This window comes from Kosakonia pseudosacchari (assembly GCF_900184035.1).
GTDB classification, from domain to species: domain Bacteria; phylum Pseudomonadota; class Gammaproteobacteria; order Enterobacterales; family Enterobacteriaceae; genus Kosakonia; species Kosakonia pseudosacchari.
The window spans coordinates 583,638-602,614 of record NZ_FXWP01000025.1; the positions used below are offsets into that span (position 1 = coordinate 583,638).

The 18,977-nt window shown below is 45.5% G+C and carries 20 protein-coding genes and 1 pseudogene; 4 read left to right on the top strand and 17 right to left on the bottom strand.

The genetic code is table 11. The features are described 5' to 3' along the window. Positions 1-88 precede the first annotated feature (88 nt). The 11 genes and pseudogenes from flhC to BN2591_RS21470 form a co-directional block, all read right to left on the bottom strand. The gene (gene flhC, locus BN2591_RS21420; protein ID WP_162842166.1) at positions 89-646 is read right to left on the bottom strand and encodes a flagellar transcriptional regulator FlhC; all 558 of its coding nucleotides are present in this window, start codon (positions 644-646) and stop codon (positions 89-91) included. Between the two features lie 14 nt (positions 647-660). Beyond that, positions 661-1,008 carry a flagellar transcriptional regulator FlhD gene (flhD, locus tag BN2591_RS21425; protein ID WP_086873793.1) on the bottom strand — a complete coding sequence of 116 codons (348 nt, stop codon included), beginning with the start codon at positions 1,006-1,008 and terminating at the stop codon, positions 661-663. 693 nt (positions 1,009-1,701) lie between these two features. After that, positions 1,702-3,936: a KAP family P-loop NTPase fold protein gene (locus BN2591_RS21430; protein WP_159457506.1), complete on the bottom strand. Its 2,235-nt coding sequence runs from the start codon at positions 3,934-3,936 to the stop codon at positions 1,702-1,704. A 465-nt stretch (positions 3,937-4,401) separates the two neighbouring features. Further along, entirely contained in the window at positions 4,402-5,532 is a 1,131-nt protein-coding gene (locus tag BN2591_RS21435; protein WP_086873795.1) for a hypothetical protein, read from the bottom strand. A gap of 2 nt (positions 5,533-5,534) precedes the next feature. Next, a pseudogene (locus tag BN2591_RS21440) lies at positions 5,535-6,179 on the bottom strand (phage integrase); the annotation flags it as partial. Between the two features lie 47 nt (positions 6,180-6,226). Continuing rightward, a complete protein-coding gene (locus BN2591_RS21445; RefSeq protein ID WP_086873797.1) occupies positions 6,227-6,613 on the bottom strand; it encodes a hypothetical protein in 387 nt (128 codons plus the stop codon). A 752-nt stretch (positions 6,614-7,365) separates the two neighbouring features. Beyond that, positions 7,366-7,689, bottom strand: coding sequence for a TA system toxin CbtA family protein (locus BN2591_RS21450; protein ID WP_032949840.1), 324 nt, complete (start codon positions 7,687-7,689; stop codon positions 7,366-7,368). Positions 7,690-7,720: 31 nt separating this feature from the next. Next, positions 7,721-8,044 (bottom strand): type IV toxin-antitoxin system YeeU family antitoxin, encoded by a 324-nt coding sequence (locus BN2591_RS21455; RefSeq protein WP_032642918.1) that lies wholly within the window; start codon positions 8,042-8,044, stop codon positions 7,721-7,723. Between the two features lie 21 nt (positions 8,045-8,065). Beyond that, positions 8,066-8,287: a DUF987 domain-containing protein gene (locus BN2591_RS21460; RefSeq protein WP_032642916.1), complete on the bottom strand. Its 222-nt coding sequence runs from the start codon at positions 8,285-8,287 to the stop codon at positions 8,066-8,068. A gap of 8 nt (positions 8,288-8,295) precedes the next feature. Beyond that, positions 8,296-8,766, bottom strand: coding sequence for a RadC family protein (gene radC, locus BN2591_RS21465; RefSeq protein ID WP_032642914.1), 471 nt, complete (start codon positions 8,764-8,766; stop codon positions 8,296-8,298). Between the two features lie 32 nt (positions 8,767-8,798). Then, on the bottom strand, positions 8,799-9,620 hold the full coding sequence (locus tag BN2591_RS21470) for a DUF932 domain-containing protein (protein WP_086873798.1): 822 nt from the start codon (positions 9,618-9,620) through the stop codon (positions 8,799-8,801). A 369-nt stretch (positions 9,621-9,989) separates the two neighbouring features. On the opposite strand from BN2591_RS21470, the gene BN2591_RS21475 reads away from it, so the two are divergent. Both BN2591_RS21475 and BN2591_RS21480 read left to right on the top strand, forming a co-directional pair. Continuing rightward, positions 9,990-11,567 carry an AAA family ATPase gene (locus BN2591_RS21475; protein ID WP_086873799.1) on the top strand — a complete coding sequence of 526 codons (1,578 nt, stop codon included), beginning with the start codon at positions 9,990-9,992 and terminating at the stop codon, positions 11,565-11,567. Next, the gene (locus BN2591_RS21480) at positions 11,564-12,454 is read left to right on the top strand and encodes an HNH endonuclease (protein ID WP_086873800.1); all 891 of its coding nucleotides are present in this window, start codon (positions 11,564-11,566) and stop codon (positions 12,452-12,454) included. Before BN2591_RS21475 ends, BN2591_RS21480 begins: the two co-directional genes overlap by 4 nt. Before the next feature lie 184 nt (positions 12,455-12,638). Here BN2591_RS21480 and BN2591_RS21485 read toward each other — a convergent pair whose 3' ends face one another. Next, on the bottom strand, positions 12,639-12,902 hold the full coding sequence (locus tag BN2591_RS21485; protein WP_086873801.1) for a hypothetical protein: 264 nt from the start codon (positions 12,900-12,902) through the stop codon (positions 12,639-12,641). 72 nt (positions 12,903-12,974) lie between these two features. Between BN2591_RS21485 and BN2591_RS24645 the strand changes: the two genes are divergently transcribed. Further along, positions 12,975-14,567 (top strand): hypothetical protein, encoded by a 1,593-nt coding sequence (locus tag BN2591_RS24645; RefSeq protein WP_208616154.1) that lies wholly within the window; start codon positions 12,975-12,977, stop codon positions 14,565-14,567. A gap of 245 nt (positions 14,568-14,812) precedes the next feature. Here BN2591_RS24645 and BN2591_RS21495 read toward each other — a convergent pair whose 3' ends face one another. The 5 genes from BN2591_RS21495 to BN2591_RS21515 form a co-directional block, all read right to left on the bottom strand. Next, entirely contained in the window at positions 14,813-15,163 is a 351-nt protein-coding gene (locus BN2591_RS21495) for a hypothetical protein (RefSeq protein ID WP_244173044.1), read from the bottom strand. Between the two features lie 47 nt (positions 15,164-15,210). Further along, on the bottom strand, positions 15,211-15,651 hold the full coding sequence (locus BN2591_RS21500; RefSeq protein WP_080781775.1) for a hypothetical protein: 441 nt from the start codon (positions 15,649-15,651) through the stop codon (positions 15,211-15,213). Between the two features lie 8 nt (positions 15,652-15,659). Next, positions 15,660-16,346: a helix-turn-helix transcriptional regulator gene (locus BN2591_RS21505; RefSeq protein ID WP_063845096.1), complete on the bottom strand. Its 687-nt coding sequence runs from the start codon at positions 16,344-16,346 to the stop codon at positions 15,660-15,662. A gap of 20 nt (positions 16,347-16,366) precedes the next feature. Beyond that, entirely contained in the window at positions 16,367-17,104 is a 738-nt protein-coding gene (locus tag BN2591_RS21510) for a YaaW family protein (protein WP_080781774.1), read from the bottom strand. Between the two features lie 141 nt (positions 17,105-17,245). Further along, positions 17,246-17,746 carry a hypothetical protein gene (locus BN2591_RS21515; protein ID WP_143468275.1) on the bottom strand — a complete coding sequence of 167 codons (501 nt, stop codon included), beginning with the start codon at positions 17,744-17,746 and terminating at the stop codon, positions 17,246-17,248. Between the two features lie 560 nt (positions 17,747-18,306). On the opposite strand from BN2591_RS21515, the gene BN2591_RS21520 reads away from it, so the two are divergent. Further along, on the top strand, positions 18,307-18,933 hold the full coding sequence (locus tag BN2591_RS21520) for an inovirus Gp2 family protein (protein ID WP_086873803.1): 627 nt from the start codon (positions 18,307-18,309) through the stop codon (positions 18,931-18,933). The last annotated feature ends 44 nt before the right edge of the window (positions 18,934-18,977 follow it).

Here is an 18,977-nt window from a genome sequence, read left to right on the forward strand (position 1 = left end):
CTCGCCTGCTCAATATTATGCTGAGCAGGCGAGGCTGTTATTGGCGGTGTGAAGATGAGTTTGCCCGCTGTCGGGGCAACTCATGCCATTACTGCAATGTGGCGGGGGCGCCAGCCGCGAAGTTGAGCAGCGGGCTACGTTTCAGCGCGCGTGACGGTGGCACGCACAGGCTGCAGGTAAAACCGTTGAACATGTGCTCCGGCGTGGTGATAAAGTTGCCACCACAACAGTCGCACTGCGTCTGTTTGAGCATGCCGCCGTCGATATAGCGCAACAGCGTCCACGCGCGGGTTAACCCCAGCACCGGTTCTTCATTTTCTTCCGTCAAACCGTGTTCCATATAAAGACGGAAGGCTTTCAGCATCACTTCGACTGAGCGGCCAGGTTCGACCTTCTGCAAGTAAAGATAAATATTATAAAAAATGGATGAGTGAATATTTTGCTCCCACGCCATATACCAGTCGGCGGAAAAAGGCAGCATACCTTTCGCCGGGGACTCCCCTTTCAGCTCTTTATAAAGCTTTAACAGTTTTCTGCGGCTAAGGCTGGTTTCACTCTCCAGCACCTGCATTCTGGCGCCGAAATTAATCAACTGCATGGCAATATGCGTATCTTTAATTTCCGACATAATGCTTTTTTCTTGCAACATTGAGTCTTCCATTACGCCGCCTCGCTGCCATCTTGATTGAGCGTACTAAGCAGATTGCTCGACAAAATAATGCCGGTATGCAAACGCTGAAGCGCATCAATACGCGAGTCTTTGGTCAGGCAATTGATCATCACATCATCATCAATACGCAACCGGCTAATCAGCTGGCCTGAAGTGGACAGTTTAATCAGTTGCGGTAGTGACAAGCTGCGTAGGGTTTCCATCGTGGTTTCGTTTAAACCGAGACGGAAACCAGCTGCAATTTTATCTTCACGAATCAGACGCTGTGCCAGTAATAAATAGGACAGGTTCAGATCCTGGATAGATTGCATTTGTTCGTCAAAATTTTGTTCGTTCATAAAGTTGCTCCCGCAAAAAACAGGCGATGCGCTGTCTTTCGCTGTTATTTAAAAATTAAAATTAAATATGCGAGCAACCACTTTATTTCGATATTAATTAAAAATACTAAAAGGTAAATCTTTTAACAGCATTAATATGGTTGTGCAGGTGATTGTATTATGTTCCTGCTTAAATCTTTGTTTCCAGGACTTTTCCTGAGAACGGAAATAAGTTTACACAAAAGGATTCATGCGAACAATGAAAATAATGCGGAAAAAATAGGCGGTTTGTAAAGTTGTGTTTTTGTTACTAATTTAACTTTAGTGATTACAGCGAGTTAGAGAAAGTTTCAGAAAGTGGATAACTTTAATTACAAAATGCGCAAAAACACGTTGAGAAAAATTATCTTTTTCAGGTGTGCTTTATGTTATTGAATTTTATCTATAAACAATGGTGGTTTTCGTGAATGATAATAGTTTTTTTCTTACGTTAATTTATTACATCGGTTTAACAAGAAAACCGATAAATGTCACATATAGGAAAAATCACAACGCTTATTTAATGAGTTGATCTAACCCGATACAAATAAAGTGTTTTTGTATAAGTTTTTTCTCAAGTGTATTTAATGAATCGGGGCAAGCAGCGATAAAAATGCAGTTCACTGGCACCGCTTGCCCGAAAGAACCCAAAAATGAAAGGGTTAGCAAATAACCCTAAAAGGGCCCGCCAAAGGGAGCCGCCAGCTCTATCGCTTTGTTGACCTCTGCCAGCAGCCCGGATAGCGATGGGGTATTCGCTCTGGCGATCTTCTCTAATCGCTGCGCAGGATCGGCTTTTTCGTCAAAAAACACGGCCATTTTTCCTATTTCCAACACGCGATAGGATTCTCTATCACCGGTGATCAAGGTGTTACGTATCGCCAGTAGCAGTTGCAGAAAATCGGCATCGGTTTGGCTGACGTTTGCAACCCATGCTTTTACTACGTCCAGGCTGTCAATATCTCGCCACGCATTGAGATAACTCAATAAGTGCGGAATGTGTAAAAGTTGGTTCTTCACATTATCGTTACCCATGCGCCCGGCAAGTTGTCTGCGCAATGTGTTTAACTCGCTGGCGGAAAACGAGGGTACATCGTGCGATTCCATACTTTTGGGCTGAAGAGGAGCGAGCAGGCTTTGGCCAAACTGGACAATCCAGCGCAGAGCCTCACCCTGTTTTATCCTTTCCCCAAGAAATGCGCATAAATGGGTTCGATCTTCAATTAATAACTGCCTTGTGATCTGCAACGCCAGCGCACGCGTGCCGGACTCTTGCTGGCGGTAATACGCATCACGCTCCTCGAATTTGGCTTCAACGACATCACCTTGTTGAAAGAAGAAGTTGAGCAGGCCAAACAGTTGCTTTGGTTCCGCTTCGGCAATGACGCGTGAGGTGAGGCGGGTAACAATATGCTCAAACCAGGTCTGTGATGAGACGCCTTTGCTGTGGATTTTACTGAGCAGGTGCTGAGCGAGTTTTTCTTCATCATTACCCGCCATGGACAAAATCTCCTGAATGGCAGACTCCGGTAGCACGTTTTGCGGTGCGGAAAAGGAGAAGTAATAGCGCCAGTAACCTGCGCTGCCAAGACGCCTTAGCGTTGTCAGTTCGTCTCGCTTGTTTTCATCTATTTCGCTAAACAAGTGTATGTTTTTATCGCCACCGCCTTGCACACCGGGAACCCACTTCCCCAACGTCCATGCGTTGCGCCCTGAGGCGTATTTGAACAGAGCAAGTTTGTTCGCCAGGTCAGTCGCCATCGCGCCAAGATCTTCGCTGTTAATCTGGCCATCACCGGATTCGACAATAGAGCGCTCGGTGAGATAGTGTTCGACCCAGTCATGCAGGCCTGGGTTAACGACGCGAATGAGTTGCAGGAAACAGAGATCGGGGAAATAGACATAATCGCGCATGGCCGGATAACGAAACTGTAAGGCGTTTAATGCCAGGCGGACTTCACGCGGCGTGGAGAGCTCGTTGCCATAGGCATCCACCGCTGTATTCAGCACTGAAAACGCCCCGGCATCTAACTCGCGCCCCTGTATTTTTTTATACAGTTCAAGCGCGCCGTCCCTGAATTCCCGGTGCAGGTCGAAGGCTTCCGGGCGCGGCAAGCTGAACGAGAGTTGCACGATTTTTTGCAGATATAAACGACCATCCGTGACGCCAAGGCCATGTTCGACAGCTTTTGCCAGCACGTCGCGGTCGTAGCACATAACATAACGAAAGCGGGGAAAATCGGCGACCGAGCGCACCATACGCAATATTTCGACCGCTTGCGCCGGTTCCAGCCGGTCGAGATCGTCGAGGACAATGATAAACGTCAGCTGAAGCTCTTCGAGGCTGCTTTCGATCTCTGAGCGCAGATCGGCGGCGCTTTTCTCACTGTCTGAGCCGAGTTTTGTCAGCGCTTCAGTAATCTTATCCGCGCCCCCCAGAAGCGGGATGATACTCGCCATATCCGCCAGCGGTTGGGCGAGTCTGGCAGTCGAGCGGACATAACGCAGCACACGATTTTTTGTCTCATTCAGCGTCTTTTTTGCGCGCTTAATCTTCTGCTCTTCTTCAGATAATGTACGAGTTTGCTCCTGGTCCAGGATAAGCGCGACGGGCATTAAAAGCGATGCGACCGGGCTAATGCCGTCGCCGTTAAGCCAGGGAGAGATATGCAACACATGCGTCTTTTCTGGCTTCGTCTGGTCCAGTTCGTGAAGCAGTAAGTTGATGAGGCTTGTTTTCCCCGACCCCCAGACCCCTTCAATACCAATCACGGCGGAACCTTCATCGTCCATTGCCTGGATTGCCTGCGCTAATCCTTTGGCAACCGCCGTAAGCCCGTAACGATCTTCATCCGCGTTTTTTACCGGTGCGTCCGGACCAACCATGCCATATCTTCCATCTGTTTTCATTTTGATACCTGTTCCATTCATGCAAATAACGGCACAGGAAGACAAGCGCGCCAGGCCTGATATTCCCATACGCGTTTTTAGTTTATCTATCGCATAGCGTATTAAGTGAGTGTCTTGAGGAAAAAGACAAGCCGCAACCTATGAAATGTAGGAGGGGCTTGAGCACGGTCTGTAATGAGGTAATGAAGGTTTCTTAACTAATTGAATATTAATGTATTATGGGTGAGGGTTGAGCGGGGAGGGGGAAAAAAAAGCCCGCAGTGCTTGCGCCGTGCGGGCTCTTAGGACTTCATCGGATGACTCTGGTAATCACCGATGGAGAATTTTGGGCTGGCGGGAGTTGAACCTGCGTCCGAAATTCCTACATACCATTTTAACAACAATAGAATCAATGATCTTGAAACAACTAATTGTAATTTAAGTGTTTATATTGGTTTGTGTTTGGTTCTGTTAGTACCTTTTTGCTTACTCTGCCGCCAATTTGTCGCCATTTTTGGTCTGTTTTCTGTGGAAATGAAGAGAGACCATGAATGTAAATGTTTGCTGAGTAATTTTTAAATGTGAGATGCTGGCATAATTTATAAAAACCTTTGTTTGAAGAAAATATCTTGGGTTAAAACTTTTTCTTTTTTCATCAGTAGATAAAACAATGTCAAAAATCCTTAAGCAAATTTTATTTAATTCATTAATGCCATCTTTTAAGTTTATTGAGCTATGGAAAAGTCCTATATAGTCCACCATGGTGGTTTTATATACAGGTCTTGATTCATGTTCTAAATCCCCAAGACCCAAATTTTGACATATTCTTTCAAAAGCCGACTCAATGCGATAAAGGTTAATTAATACCCTTATTCGTTTTCGAGGAGATAAACCTTCAGTTTGTTGTAACATCAAGGGTTTTAGTTTTTTAATCCCTTTATTTATTTTGTCCCAGTCATGTTTTATTTCATCAATAAAATAATCGGAGACGGTATAGTCAGCCCCCGATTTATAAGATGATTTTTGGTAGATTTTATTATAAAGGCTTACAGGACTATTTATTGAAAGTTTAAATTTATATCCTTGCTCGGAAAGGGATATTTCTTTCGATTCAATATTTTTAAAAAGATCTAACGTGTTTTTGAAATGTGTATAATATGAATCTGAAAGATTTTTTCTCTCGGCCTCATTGATTTGTTTTTCAGTTTGAATTGTTCGGTGAATATTATTGACTATCGAAGTTAAGGGGACGGATGATGCGAGGAAAAATAAAGGTAGTTTACTTATCGTAAGGAAATTATTAAAACCATCTGAGGAAAAATCCACTGAGTGTCCTTTCCATGACCAAATACCAATAAAAAAGAAAAGTTGAAGTGGAATTAAGATGCTCAACCAGAAGAGAGGTTGATTGAAAAGACTTTTATGCGATAATTCAAACCAACCAATAAACCAGTAAAAACATAATGATAGAATCAAACCTATTGTTAGTGCTAAGGAGAAAAATACAGGTTCGTTACAAATAATTAATATACATAAAATCAATGAAAGTAATGCCAGAATAGATATAGAAATTAATATTTTTTTTAAGGCACTCAGCGCTCTAATTTTCTTTAACATTTTCAAATTTCCATATGAAATAACGGGTTTTTAGTTACTGCGTCTTCTAGGTGTTCTGGCGCAAAGTGTGCATAAATCATGGTCATCTTTATATCGGCATGCCCTAAAATTTCCTTCAATACCAAAATGTTTCCACCATTCATCATGAAGTGACTTGCGAATGTATGCCGCAATACATGTGTGCATTGTCCTTCTGGCAGGTCAATTCCGCTTCGTTTTATCGCTCGCTCAAAGGCTTTGCGACATTGAGTGAATAATTTTCCACGTTTTAACGGGATTTCGTTATAGAGCTTTTCGCTGATCGGAACGGTGCGGTTTTTCTTTGCTTTAGTTTTCGTGTAGGTAACAAGGTATTTTTGTATCAGATGGCCGCTTAAACCTTCCGCCTCGCTCCAGCGAGCGCCTGTGGCCAGACAGATTTTTGCGATGATAGGTAAGCAGGGGTTTGCTGATTCTGCGCATGCGTTCAGCACTGTCTTGATTTTTTCTTTGCTTAGGCACGTTAGTTCACCTTCGGTAATTTTAAAGGTAGGAAGCCCGTCAATGGGGTTTGGTGCTGACCAGTGGTCGAATTTTTTTAGCGTTCCAAAAACAGAAGAAAGATCAAGTTGTTCAATGTTTACGGTTCGAGGCTTTACTGACGACATGTTGAATGTTTTCTCATCTTAGTTCAGTTGGAAGCTCGCGGAAATTATTATTTCCTCCCTTGTTTTCGAAGTTCATTCCGAACCCCGCAGATGAAATCGCCAATACCTGCACCCACACTTTGACCTTGTGAAACGTAGTCGGAATTAAAGTCTAAAGCACCTCTGAGCGTATAGAAACTAATTACGCCATACCCATTATCGCAGTCTTGATCAGTCATATATACCTTAGCGTAACTTGTCTTGTTATTTAGTTTGTCGGTAATTTGTACCAGAATAGATGATGTGTTTTTTGAACGCTGAAAGGTGCCAGCTTTTGCAAAGTAAGCAGTACTATTGGAGTCAGTTATTGGATACCAAACTTTAGTGTCTTCAGCAACAACATTAATGGAAAAAAACGTTAAAACACTTAATATAAAAGTCCTTTTTAAAACCATTGTCTTATCCTCAAAAAATTCTGTTTATAAGAAAATAAATCTATTTCGATTAGATTTCCAGATTTTTCTGGTGCAAAATTATTAGGAAGAGCAGATAGCAAAATTCAGAAATGAATGCACAAAAGCCATTTATGACATTGTGTTTTTTACGCTGCTTAAAAGCTTGCATTGGGTATCTTGGCTGCGATTGTGTCGCCACTATCAAAAAAAGCTAAGCTTTTATGTAACCTTTTGTTTTATATGCCGGTATAGGCTGAGTTTGTTGTATATATCATTGGTTAGATTTAACTATCTTTTAATTCAATTTTACACAGGTGCCATAAAGGTTCGGCTATGGTTAGTGGGCTTCAGTCCAGACTTCGCGGGACAAATTGAGGGCACAAAAAAGCCCGCAGGGCTTGTGCCGTGCGGGCTTTCAGGATTTCACCGGACGTATCCGGATCATGAAGTGGTGGGCTGGCGGAGTCTGAATTGGGTTTGTAATTAAATGAATTTATTGAATTAATGTCTAATTCAACTTTTCGTTGGTGCCTAAGAAGGTGCCTAAAATTTTTACCATCTTCTTTTGGTGAGAAATGAGAGATTGGTTTGCAGCACTTAGGGACTCATAAGGCTTCGATCTTTGCTCATGGTAAAATGAGAAATATTATCAATATTTATTTGATTTTTTTAAATGTCAGATGCGATGCCGTTGCTATTTCCGCTACTGTAGCGGAAATAGCAACACATGAGCAGCATGTACTTAGAAAAATTTAAGATCTGGGCAACAGCCCGATGTTCTTTTTGGCACGCAGAATATCCGTTGCAGTAATGAAGGGGGGTTGCTCTCGCCATGTAAATCCCTTGCGGTCGATACGAGCCAGTTCGTACTTTTCGACCAGGAAATTAACAGCATCGGCAAGCGTTATCCCCGCATCGATATGCTCCTCAATGGCCGTGTCGTCATGAAATGGTGTGTCGTTGAGTGTGAGGCCGTAGTGGTGCTCCAGCAGATACGTTAACAACTGCTGCCACACCATTACGGGCGACAGGCGTGACGAAACCGGCACCGTGGCCGGTACAGATGAAATTTGCATGAGTTGGATCCTGATAAAAGAAGAGAAGGTGTTACCTGGTTGCAAATGCCTGAGGATAAATAACGATGTAAACATAGCCATGAGAGCCGAGAGTGTCAGCTTCACAAGTTAGTCCGTTATGATACAACGTGACGCAATGCTGATGGCGCGGATTTAGTTCACCGGTTGTCAGCATCAATTCAAGCTGTTTCATCACTAGCGGAAATGCCTGATCCAGACGCAGTGCCTCCTCCTCGTTAAACGTACCACTAATACCTGCACGGTCCGCCAGAAAATGCAGGCGACAGCCTTCCTGCACAAGCCTTGCACCGAAGCACGGCGAGATGTCGCGCTTCAGTCCCCATGAATTTTGCATTTTTCAACTCCTTATTTAGTGTCAGTTGGTGGTGATGCACATCAGGCGTGTATACGGACCGTGGTTGTCACGACGGCGTTCTGCGTAAACCGCCAGCACACCGGAAATCTCCGCGACATCTTGACCGGTATAATGACTGGCGCTGCCGTGCCACTGGTATTTGCCCGTGCAGTAGCGAAAGATCCGGGAATCCGGATGCTGTCGCTGAATCGCCATCGCGGCCTTTTTATCGATGATTTTCATGGTTAGCCTCATAGCCAGCCACGTTCAGCAAAAGAAAGCACATCGATGCCAACAATAAGATGGTCCAGCACCCGCACCTCTACCATAGCCAGCGCGTTCACCAGATGTTGAGTGATGTTTCGATCCTGTTTACTCGGTTCTGTCTCTCCGGATGGATGGTTATGGGCCAGAATCACAGCGGCAGCGTTATGGCGTAGTGCCAGTTTCACCACTTCGCGTGGATGGACTTCGGTATGGTTAATCGTGCCCGTAAAGAGCGTCTCGCATTCCAGAAGACGGTTCTGATTATCGAGATATAAAACAAGAAAAACTTCGCGCTCCTGCAGAGCAAGACGCAGTTGTAGCCAGGTTTTGGTGAAGGTAGTGGAATTAAATTGTTCGCCAGGCTGGCGCTGATATTTTTCCAGTAAGCGGAGAGCGCGACGAATGGTGCGTGCTTCAGTTACCGGAAGATCAGGAGGTAGATTTATCTCTGACATGACAGGGCCTTGGAGGTAATAGTTAAAGTCGTTTATGAAGCAAGTTGAAGCATATTTTCAGCCATCACCCACAGAGCGCGATTGAGCTTTACGTCTCCGTCGATACCTTTGACAGCACGGGTTTGAGCACGCTGACCTTTCGTCGTTCGTCCTGACAGTCCGCCTTTTATCAAGTTCTCCTGAATGCGTTGGTAAGTGGTCCATAGGTCGTTGCTATCATCCTGCCAGCGGCGCGGGGAAAGGATTTGCGATTCCGTCACCGGCTGATGCTCTTCACCAAAGCGATAGGTTAATGCCGCTTTTGCCATCGCCTGCTGTGCTGGTGGATGTAACAAAAGCGACTGCATGGCATCCCGCTTCTCCTCCACCCGGTCAAATATCCCCAGCACTTCGTAAGCCCCTTCAATGACTTTCTCCACCACATTGCCTTTATGTGGCACACGTACCTCACCAAAACTCTCACCGCAAATCAGGCCGTTCTGGCAGACTGCACGAAATAGCCCCGGCAACATCTGATATGAGCTGGAGCCGTCATGGCTGTTGAGCAGAATGATTTCCGGTACCTGCTTACCGGTTATTTGCCCTACCCGGCGCAGGCGCAGCATGTGTTTCGTGTGCTCTCGCTTGCTCTGGTCACGCACTCGGGTCTGGCAGGCAAAGAACGGCTGAAAGCCTTCACGCTGGAGGCTATCAAGCAGGGTAATGGTCGGGATGTAGGTGTAGCGATCCGAGCGGGATTCGTGCTTGTCAGTACTAAATACACTGGGTACATAGGCTATCAACTCGTCGTTTGTCAGTGGGCGGTCGCGGCGTATCTGGTTAACTTGTCCAAAGCGGCTGGCTAATTTCATGATAAAACTCCTTCGTGGTTAATGGCACAAATGCAGAAAGGCCGCGCTTCCGGTAAAGAAGCGCGGCCTTTCTGCATTGATTTGGTGTTGCAGGGGTAATAGGGGAAAACTCTTTGTTGTTGAGGGAGGCGACAGCTAGCTAATGTCTGCTATGAGCGAGGAGCGGAAGTTGGCATTTGTCATAACCGCAGGGATGTAGGACTAACATTGGCGTGTAATAATCAACCGGGAGCAGGTCACGATGACCTGTTAAGTTCAATACTACTAATTGTTAGATGGAAAACGTATGTAATAGGGAGTAACTTAAATGAAAGATCCTGTGTTGCCGCCAAATACATTTCGGTTATTTTAATAAAAGTTAAGGGTTACTATATGTTAGAGTTTAGGGTTATTGAAAGAGGTGGGTATATTCCTGCAGTGGAAAAAAATAAGGCCTTCCTACGGGCAGATGGCTGGAATGATTATTCATTTGTTACAATGTTTTATCTTACTGTCTTTGATGAGCATGGTGAAAAATGCGATATCGGAAATGTTAAAATTGGTTTTGTCGGTCAAAAAGAAGAAGTAAGTACTTATTCATTAATAGATAAAAAATTCAGTCAACTCCCTGAAATGTTTTTTTCCTTAGGTGAAAGTATTGACTATTATGTTAATCTCAGCAAGTTAAGCAATGATTTTAAAAATAACCTTCTTAAAGCTATGCAGGATTTAGTAGTACGGCCAAATCGATTAGTAGACATTGAAAATGAAAGTGTCCTCAACACCTCATTACTTAGAGGGGTCACTCTTTCAGAAATTCATGGGCAGTTCGCACGCGTGTTAAATGGTTTGCCGGAGTTGTCAGATTTCCACTTTTCATTTAACAGAAAAGGTGCTTCCGGATTCAGTGATTTAACTATACCTTTTGAAGTGGCGGTTAATTCAATGCCCAGCACGAACATTCATGCTTTTATCGGGCGGAATGGGTGTGGCAAAACAACAATTTTGAATGGGATGATTGGTGCAATCACCAATCCAGAAAGTAATGAGTATTTTTTCTCTGAAAATAATAGATTTATCGAGTCACGAATCCCAAAAGGATATTTTCGATCGCTTATTTCAGTTTCGTTTAGCGCATTTGATCCTTTTACTCCTCCTAAAGAACAACCAGACCCTGCAAAAGGTACACAATATTTTTATATTGGACTTAAGAATGCTGCCAGTAATAGTTTAAAATCACTAGACGATCTTCGTCTGGAATTCGTTTCAGCATTTATTGGTTGCATGAGAGCAGATAGAAAGAGACAACTCTGGCTTGAAGCCATTAAAAAACTAAGTAGTGATGAAAACTTTTCCAATATGGAACTCATCAGTCTCATTTCTAAATATGAAGAATTAAGACGTAATGAATCACAGATTCAAGTAGACAATAATAAATTCACTAAATTGCTTTATGATAATATTCAGAAGTATCTGCTACGAATGAGCTCTGGGCATGCAATTGTTTTATTTACTATCACAAGATTAGTAGATGTCGTTGGTGAAAAGTCATTAGTTTTATTCGATGAACCAGAGGTTCATTTGCATCCACCTTTGCTCTCTGCTTTTTTACGAACATTAAGCGACTTACTCGATGCACGCAATGGTGTAGCAATAATTGCAACTCATTCCCCAGTAGTACTGCAAGAGGTTCCAAAATCCTGCGTGTGGAAAGTTCTGCGGTCAAGAGAAGCAATGAATATTATCCGTCCGGATATTGAAACTTTCGGTGAGAACTTAGGTGTTTTAACTCGTGAGGTGTTTTTACTTGAAGTGACAAATTCAGGATACCACCATTTATTATTACAGTCCGTTGATTCAGGGCTTTCTTATGAAGCTATTCTAAAAAATTATAATGAACAGATAGGATTAGAAGGACGAACTGTTTTAAAAGCGATGATAATGAATAGGGACGAAGGTAAAGTACAATGAAAAAACTACCTCTTCCAGCGAGAACTTATAGCGAAATGCTTAATAAGTGCTCGGAAGGTATGAAGCAGATAAATGTTAGAAATAACTTCATTGCTCACTTCCCCACTTTTTTGCATAAAGAACAGCAATATAGGGCATTAAGCTCAACAGGTCAGTTATTTACCTACGCTAGGACACACCCTCTTGCACCTACAACCTTGGTAGTTGGTAACCTAACAAAGGTTAAATTAGAAAACCTTTATGAAAATAATCTCCGAGATAAAAACAAACCCGCTAGAGAATATTACGATGACATGCTGGTTTCATCAGGTGAAAAATGCCCATTTTGTGGTGATATAGGACAGACAAAAAATATCGATCATTTTCTTCCTGTTGCACATTATCCTGAGTTTTCGGTGATGCCTATTAATCTAGTTCCGTCGTGCCGCGACTGCAATATGGGGGAGAAAGGTCAAGTTTTCGCAGTGGATGAGGAACACCAGGCGATTCATCCCTATATCGACAAGGATATTTTCTTTCGTGAGCAATGGGTATATGCAAATTTCGTTGACGGAACCCCGGGAGCTATCAGTTTTTATGTTGAATGCCCGGCGACCTGGCGGCAGGAAGACAAACACAGAGCTATTCATCATTTCACGCTTTTAAATATTGCTAACAGATATCGCTTGGAGGCAGGAAAACACTTGAGTGAAGTGATTACTCAAAGAAACTCTTTCGTAAAAGTTATAAGACAATTTAGTCCAATCGCCACCTCTCAGCAGCTACGGTCGGCATTTATTGAAGCAAATCTGAAACCTATTATAGATTTGAATGATTTCCCCAATTATTGGAAAAGAGTTATGTATCAGTGCCTGGCAAACTCAGCAGAGTTTTTCAGGGGGATCTAGAACATGATGAAAGATAGAAAATTAAGACGCTTATTGAAAGTGAACGCATACTTTTAATATGAAGGGGCTATTTTTACAAAATCTGGTAGTAATTTGCTAACCAATTCCTGGGCAGGTCATTGGCAACAGTGACTTGCCCCGAGAAGGATGTTTGCAATGTCCGTTCCTGGCACGGAGCTGTCCCTTACGAACCTTCTTTTGCCCGCAAGAAACTATCTAGACAATAATGATGGTACTGGGTTAGCATCTCATTCAGAGGGATTTTCGCTTCGTCCATTTTCATAGGGACTCGGATATGATCGACGAACTTCAAGCCAGCAAATCTTGCTATTTCTACCGCCAAAAAGCTCCAATCACGAAAGTCGCGATCACGGAACTGTTCCGGGATATCAGAAAGGCGTAAACTCACCCCTCCAACAATTTTTTCTCTTTCATTCGGCAGCCCCACGGAGCATCATTTTGGTCTGCTTTGTGCTTTCAATTCGACAAGGTACCGGCTTTCCTGCCTGGCACTAAAGGCGTGATCGACCGGGTAACCGGATATTTGCTGATAGTCGAGCATCGCGACTATGTTGCCATTTTCAAATCCCAGATCGATATCCCTCCTGATTTCTCGAAAAGGTATTTGCAGCGTATCGGTGCCCAAGATGTCGACCGTGGACTGACGAGTAAGGACTCGGTATTTGCCCGGGTTCGACTCAGGCATATGACTCTGTCCCGCTTTGCATTGCGCAGCAAGACGCTTGAAGGCGAGAACCTTCAGAACAATGTAGGTATGGCATCCTCGGCTCGATTTGCCCCGTTAGGTTACAGCTTCACTGAAGAAGACGAACACTTTTCAACGACGCCGCGCACCGGGCGAATCTCGCTTCGTGCGGATCGTGCAGGCTATTTGGAACTAGTTGATTATGCCTGTCGTATCATCGAACGCTTACAACCTCGTCCTGGAAGACCATCATCCTCCCCTTTCCTGGCAGCTTTCGCACGACCGTTGGAGCTATCAGATCTGACGGCAAACCCCACCCAATTTGCAGTTGATACCGCCATCCTCGGACAGGCCATCTTTGATGACAAAATCATCCGCTTGGTCAAGCGTGACGGAATGGGCTATCGAGAGCTGCCAAAGGCAGAGGTTGATCTGTTACTCACGGAGCTCACAAATATCTTGCGCGTTGCCAAAAACGCCCATGGCAAGTTGCTGGTGTTACAGCCAGTAACAGGTTTAGAGGTAGGTGAGATCGCGATCAATAAAACGCGAATCGCTCTAAAACGCCTTTCGCTGCCTTTGCTCGCCGATGTATACGTAGAGGATACTCATTTCGCACTTGGCGCGGATGATAATCGCGCCCCGCTTAAGCAGTTCATCGACAAACAGGACACGTTTATCGTCTTGTTTGACCAGCCGAAATTTGCCTATTTAGATGGCAGTCTTTATCAAGACGACACTTTGGTCAATGGTGGCACCCAGTTCTTGGGCTATCTCTTCGGTAATACAGAGTTAGCAACCGTCACTGATGAGAAAGGTTCCTTTACTGCTGCCCATCGTACTTTCGATCCAAATTCTACGTTCGGGGCAGTACTGTCGACGATCGCTCGAGAAGATGATGTCATAGTCTGCGATGATCTCGGTGATGAATGGGCAGATTTCGTTGGGTTTAGAACGGATCCTGCTTCCCCAAGAGTCACCTTCTATCATGCAAAGCACGGTGAGCTGACACTCGGAGCCGGCGCATTTCACATTTCAGTAAGTCAGGCGATCAAGAACCTGGGCAACCTCACATTGCCCGCTCCAGCCATGAGCAAAAAATTTACCCGATGGGGGCGACTTTACAGCAATAACAATGTGAGGACAGGTATTCAACGTACATGCCGTGGCACACCTGCTGATTTAAAGACTGCAGTGGAGATTTGCAGGAATGCCCCGCACACCTCAAAACGTGTGGCCATTGTGACTTCATCTCTGAGCAAGGCTGCAGTTGAGCAAACATTTAGGGATATTGAAGCGGGTAATACCCCGAGTCCATACTTTGTCCAGCTATATTGGTTGCTATCATCCTTCTTCGCTGCGTGTACTGAGGTCGGAGCATTCGGGTGCGTAATATGTCAGGAATAAACAAGCGGGATTTGAGGAGCCGACTCATCACTTATAATTATAAGGCGTTGTGCGGCATATACTCAATATGCTGAAGTAAAGATGTATAATATGGTTAATTCTTCGTAAGGGGAGGGACCTTACGGGGGAGGGGTTTATAATGGCTATTAATACGCAGTATTAATACCTGATTTCTTTGATATAAAGATTGATACCACAACAGGGTCTGACAACTGATTGTCAGACCAGAAATTATTCAAACGAAATCAGTACTTCATCAGCCAGTCCCCCTGACTGGTGATGACATTAATCTCTGCCACACTGCATGGGCCTTTAATGTAGACGGCAATCTCTTTCCCGTAAGGCAACGTTGAAGGTACCAAAGCTACAGGCTTACTACCTGCGTAAACCGTGGGCATCTTCTGAATCGGGCAGTTACCCCGGTTAACGACAACATCGTTAATGGTGACGCTGTCAGTCAGTGACTGAACATGAACACGCTGCTGATGCAGATTCGGGTAATACGGATTCTTAACCTGCTCAAGACCAATCCTGACGGGAGCCTCTGCGGCGTGCAGCAGAGGTGAGACCACCAGTGCCACGGCGAGGATACTCATTGCTGTTTTCATTATTTTTTCCTTATTTTTGTTGGAGCAATAAAGGCTCACATGCGAGTCAGACATCCTGATTTATCAAACTCAGGCAAAATCTTTGCGGAATTGCTGAAGGTGAAGGTAGCGGAGGTCAGTCCGGTCGCCGTTATATGGATACGATGGGATTTTCTGGCTGCATCCCAGAAGGCTTCGAAGTTACTGCCCCCGGCATCAGAAAACGTGTCGTTAATCAGGAACGTGTCGCCACTGTCGGTTTGTGCCTGAACGCTGCGCCCATCATCATTGCCGCTGGTGAGCGTTTTGCCATCGGGTGATGTGTACCGGACGAACACATTGTCGTCGGGCGAGCAGGTCATCAGCAGTTCAGCCCCCTGTTTATTCTGAATGAGGTATTCAGTAACGCCCTGAACCCGGGTACTGGTCCACTGGTTTACGGCCGCTCCAGCCTGCGCGGAGGCAAGCAGTATCAGTAAAAACGTTATTTTTTTCATGATGTTCCTTATGTTGCAGTATCAGCCAGTACTTTCCGCAAGTACTGAAAGTGGGGTAAAGAAAGAATAAAATGTGGATCGGCGGTCAGTGCATCAATCTGCCGCCTGCGCAGAAATTGCCTTTTCGTCAGAAAGACATCTGCGATGCTTTCCAGGCGAAAGACATAAGCCTGCTGCTGGTATTCACCCAGCAGATACCAGCTGTTTTCGAAATAAATCAGACGATAGGGGGCGAACCAGCGGTACTGCTCTGTATCCACGGTCAAGTCCAGCAAAGTACGGTCGAGGATCGCCTGTGTAATGCGCCAGAAACCACCAAAGGGGGTCGGTTTACGCCCTGGAGGCGAAAGCCAGACGATATAGGGCGACGGGATGCTACTGTCGGTCAGCACCGCTATCAGCTTGTTATCCATTGCCGGAAACAATTGCTCTATGCTGGTGGCGCGGGCAAAGTGAAGGATCGCCCTGTTGGTGTGAATGCCGGAAAGCGGCTGGGCCAGTGACCAGCTTCCCTGTCGGTATATCAGTTCCAGACAACTCAGACGCTCCCGAAAGTCCCGACGAAGGGTACGTTCAGAGATCTTAAATTCCAGAGCCAATGCCTGTACCGATAATTGTTCCCCCATCAGCAGGCGACTGATGATGATCGCCAGCCTTGATGCCATGCGATCGTGTTGTTTTTCTTCCGCAGACATAGTGAAGGATTTCCGTGTAGTTACTGTGAGTGGTGAAGATGTTGCTGACGCAGACAAGCGACCAGCAGACAAGCCGGCACGGTGACACGCCGTGCAGGGCCTGCCATATCCACAACCAGCCAGCCAGAGCTCAGTGCTATACCAACCGGTCCCGCCAGGACGGCGATTGAGCGGCTCAGTGTCAGATAGGCCACCATCGGCAGGGATCGCCCCAGTATCACTCGTGCCAGTGTACTGACCATCACTGCTGATAGGCGATAGGCTGCAAAGCCCGAGGCTCGGACGGCAGTCCGTATGGCCATTAAAATCAGCGGTGCTGTCGGTACGGTCAGCTCAGTGCCCATACTGTCAGCAAACTCCTGCAACTCTTCGGCTGACATCTCACTGAGACTTTTTTCAAGTAACGCCATCAGCAGGGAAAGCTCAATGGCTTCGGTGGTTTCCTCCTTCCGGTATTTCACGCCCGTATGGTCACAGACATCGCATAACACTTCCCGATACAGCACGCCTTTCCCACCCCGGAATACACTGGCAATACTGCTGGCACCAAAGGTCTGGATTTCAGCGGCAATCTCCTGCCAGTAATTACGGTGCGCTGGATAAAAACGTTTGTAGTTGTCGCTGCCGGACAGCGTTTCCGTCCAGCGCAGGGTTTTGTCCCGTGGGTCATGGGTAATGAGGCTGACCAGTAAATCCAGGTCCTCATTCTCACAACGCCCCAGAAACCGCAGGTCAGCATCTTCGCGATAAACGGCCATTAGCCCTCCATTCAGGTCTGTATCGTCAGGACAAAAACGATAACAAACCCGCCTGTAAGGACATGGCCGATGCGTCAGGAAAATCAGCGTGCTATACGAGTAATGACGGACAGGTGATGTCCGAAAATGAAATACAGAGGATTATGCTGCGCAGGGCGGAGTTACCGGTGGAATAAACAGACGAATGGCGAGTTGCCCCGTCAGGCGGGTGACGAGCCAGGCGGCACCACCGTTGATTACCCCGCCCAGTAACGGGAGCAGCAGGCTTTCCCTGAGTAACACTTGACTGCTTTTCAGCAGTAATGCATCGCGAACCACCGTCAGCAGAGCGGTCTCGGCCTGAGGCTGGCTCAGTGCGCGGGTCAGTAACCGGGTGATGATGCCACTGATGGCATCCGAGCAGGCATCCCCGGCCAGCGCGCCCCAGCAAAGCAGGCGTACCCGTGGGTCTGCAGTGTCATGGCCTCCGATGATGGCAACGGCTGCACACAGCCGCATCTGAATGAACAGCGAAGAGCAGACGTCGGCGGTGACGGTCAGCGGCAGCAGCGCGCCACCGGTAAGACCACAAGAAAAGCCGGAGCCGCAGGCTTTCAGGGACTCGTACAGCACCAGCGATTCAGCCGCATCAATACGACTCATGTCATTCTGAAGGTAACTGTCGGCCAGCACTGCGGCAGAGTCCGTGACGGCGGTACCTTCCACCGCCAGGGCATACATCCCGTCAAAGAGACGCTGTAATACAGTAATATCCAGACTATCCTCCTTATCGACAACTCCAGATGGTTGTCGTTAAGGTGATATATATCTGTATTTTTTTTATTTTCAGTTTTTGCCGAAATCTCATAGTAAGCGACTGTGTATTCTTTATGTAATTTTTTACGTGTCTGGCATATGAGATGAGTTAGTCTCAAAAAATGCCTATGAGTAAATGGTTAGCTTTCTCCTGTTATTTATTTTATTTAAGAAATAACTCCAGAAAATAAAATGATGTGTTCTGCGATGGTTTTGCTTGCTTCTATTGCCTCCGGTGGCGGTGTTTGGTAATAAGTCGCTCCGTATTGGTATTATTAAATAAAAGAAGGTGAGTGTGTAATGCAGAAAACATATTGAATTCCGTTGGGGGTTGTTATTATAAAATGAATGATATTTATCTGTAACTTATTCGGAATACAGATGTAAATTATACTAGGGCTAAAGTTATGAATTCGAAATATACATACGATCCGCGATACACTGATGGCGTAGAACGAACACTGGCAGCAGCGACTGATCAATACCCCAGGCTTTCTACATTTCGTTTTGATTTGCGGTTTCCGACTGACGGTACTGGTCGTCGTGATGAGCGCGTTATCTCGCGCTTCTTTGATTCGCTGAAATACCATGCAAATGCTCAGATGACTGCCCGAAGGCATGCAGGACTTACCTGTAAGAATCTGACGTCCATACGTTATATCTGGTGCAGAGAATACGGCCAGGTGGAAGACAACCGCCATTACCATGTGATGCTGTTGGTAAACAAGGATACCTTCTATACACTGGGAGATTACCGGCCTCAATGCAACAATGGTATAGATTCACTGGCGAATGTAATCCAGAAAGCCTGGTGTAGTGCGCTGAAATTACCCTGGGAGGCCTATGCAGGCCAGGTTCATTTTCCGGAACAACCCTGTGGCTGGATAGAGCGTAAACGTCCTGAGCATGAAGACCAGTATGCTGCAGTACGTCAGAGAGCAATGTACCTGGCAAAAGAGTACACAAAGCACTATGGAGATGGACGTTCTTTTGGGTGCAGTCAGAACAATCCTTCGATTATTATGGGAAAGTAAAATGCAATGTCAGGGGGAAACCAGATACATTCTCTGTAATGTTA

Excerpts from the sequence above, each read along its gene's own strand:
- flhD (WP_086873793.1), bottom strand. The coding sequence starts at position 1,008 with ATGAACGAACAAAATTTTGACGAACAAATGCAATCTATCCAGGATCTG.
- BN2591_RS21430 (WP_159457506.1), bottom strand. The coding sequence starts at position 3,936 with ATGAAAACAGATGGAAGATATGGCATGGTTGGTCCGGACGCACCGGTA.
- BN2591_RS21435 (WP_086873795.1), bottom strand. The coding sequence starts at position 5,532 with ATGTTAAAGAAAATTAGAGCGCTGAGTGCCTTAAAAAAAATATTAATT.
- BN2591_RS21445 (WP_086873797.1), bottom strand. The coding sequence starts at position 6,613 with ATGGTTTTAAAAAGGACTTTTATATTAAGTGTTTTAACGTTTTTTTCC.
- BN2591_RS21450 (WP_032949840.1), bottom strand. The coding sequence starts at position 7,689 with ATGCAAATTTCATCTGTACCGGCCACGGTGCCGGTTTCGTCACGCCTG.
- BN2591_RS21455 (WP_032642918.1), bottom strand. The coding sequence starts at position 8,044 with ATGCAAAATTCATGGGGACTGAAGCGCGACATCTCGCCGTGCTTCGGT.
- BN2591_RS21460 (WP_032642916.1), bottom strand. The coding sequence starts at position 8,287 with ATGAAAATCATCGATAAAAAGGCCGCGATGGCGATTCAGCGACAGCAT.
- radC (WP_032642914.1), bottom strand. The coding sequence starts at position 8,766 with ATGTCAGAGATAAATCTACCTCCTGATCTTCCGGTAACTGAAGCACGC.
- BN2591_RS21475 (WP_086873799.1), top strand. The coding sequence starts at position 9,990 with ATGTTAGAGTTTAGGGTTATTGAAAGAGGTGGGTATATTCCTGCAGTG.
- BN2591_RS21480 (WP_086873800.1), top strand. The coding sequence starts at position 11,564 with ATGAAAAAACTACCTCTTCCAGCGAGAACTTATAGCGAAATGCTTAAT.
- BN2591_RS21495 (WP_244173044.1), bottom strand. The coding sequence starts at position 15,163 with ATGAGTATCCTCGCCGTGGCACTGGTGGTCTCACCTCTGCTGCACGCC.
- BN2591_RS21500 (WP_080781775.1), bottom strand. The coding sequence starts at position 15,651 with ATGAAAAAAATAACGTTTTTACTGATACTGCTTGCCTCCGCGCAGGCT.
- BN2591_RS21505 (WP_063845096.1), bottom strand. The coding sequence starts at position 16,346 with ATGTCTGCGGAAGAAAAACAACACGATCGCATGGCATCAAGGCTGGCG.
- BN2591_RS21510 (WP_080781774.1), bottom strand. The coding sequence starts at position 17,104 with ATGGCCGTTTATCGCGAAGATGCTGACCTGCGGTTTCTGGGGCGTTGT.
- BN2591_RS21515 (WP_143468275.1), bottom strand. The coding sequence starts at position 17,746 with ATGAGTCGTATTGATGCGGCTGAATCGCTGGTGCTGTACGAGTCCCTG.
- BN2591_RS21520 (WP_086873803.1), top strand. The coding sequence starts at position 18,307 with ATGAATTCGAAATATACATACGATCCGCGATACACTGATGGCGTAGAA.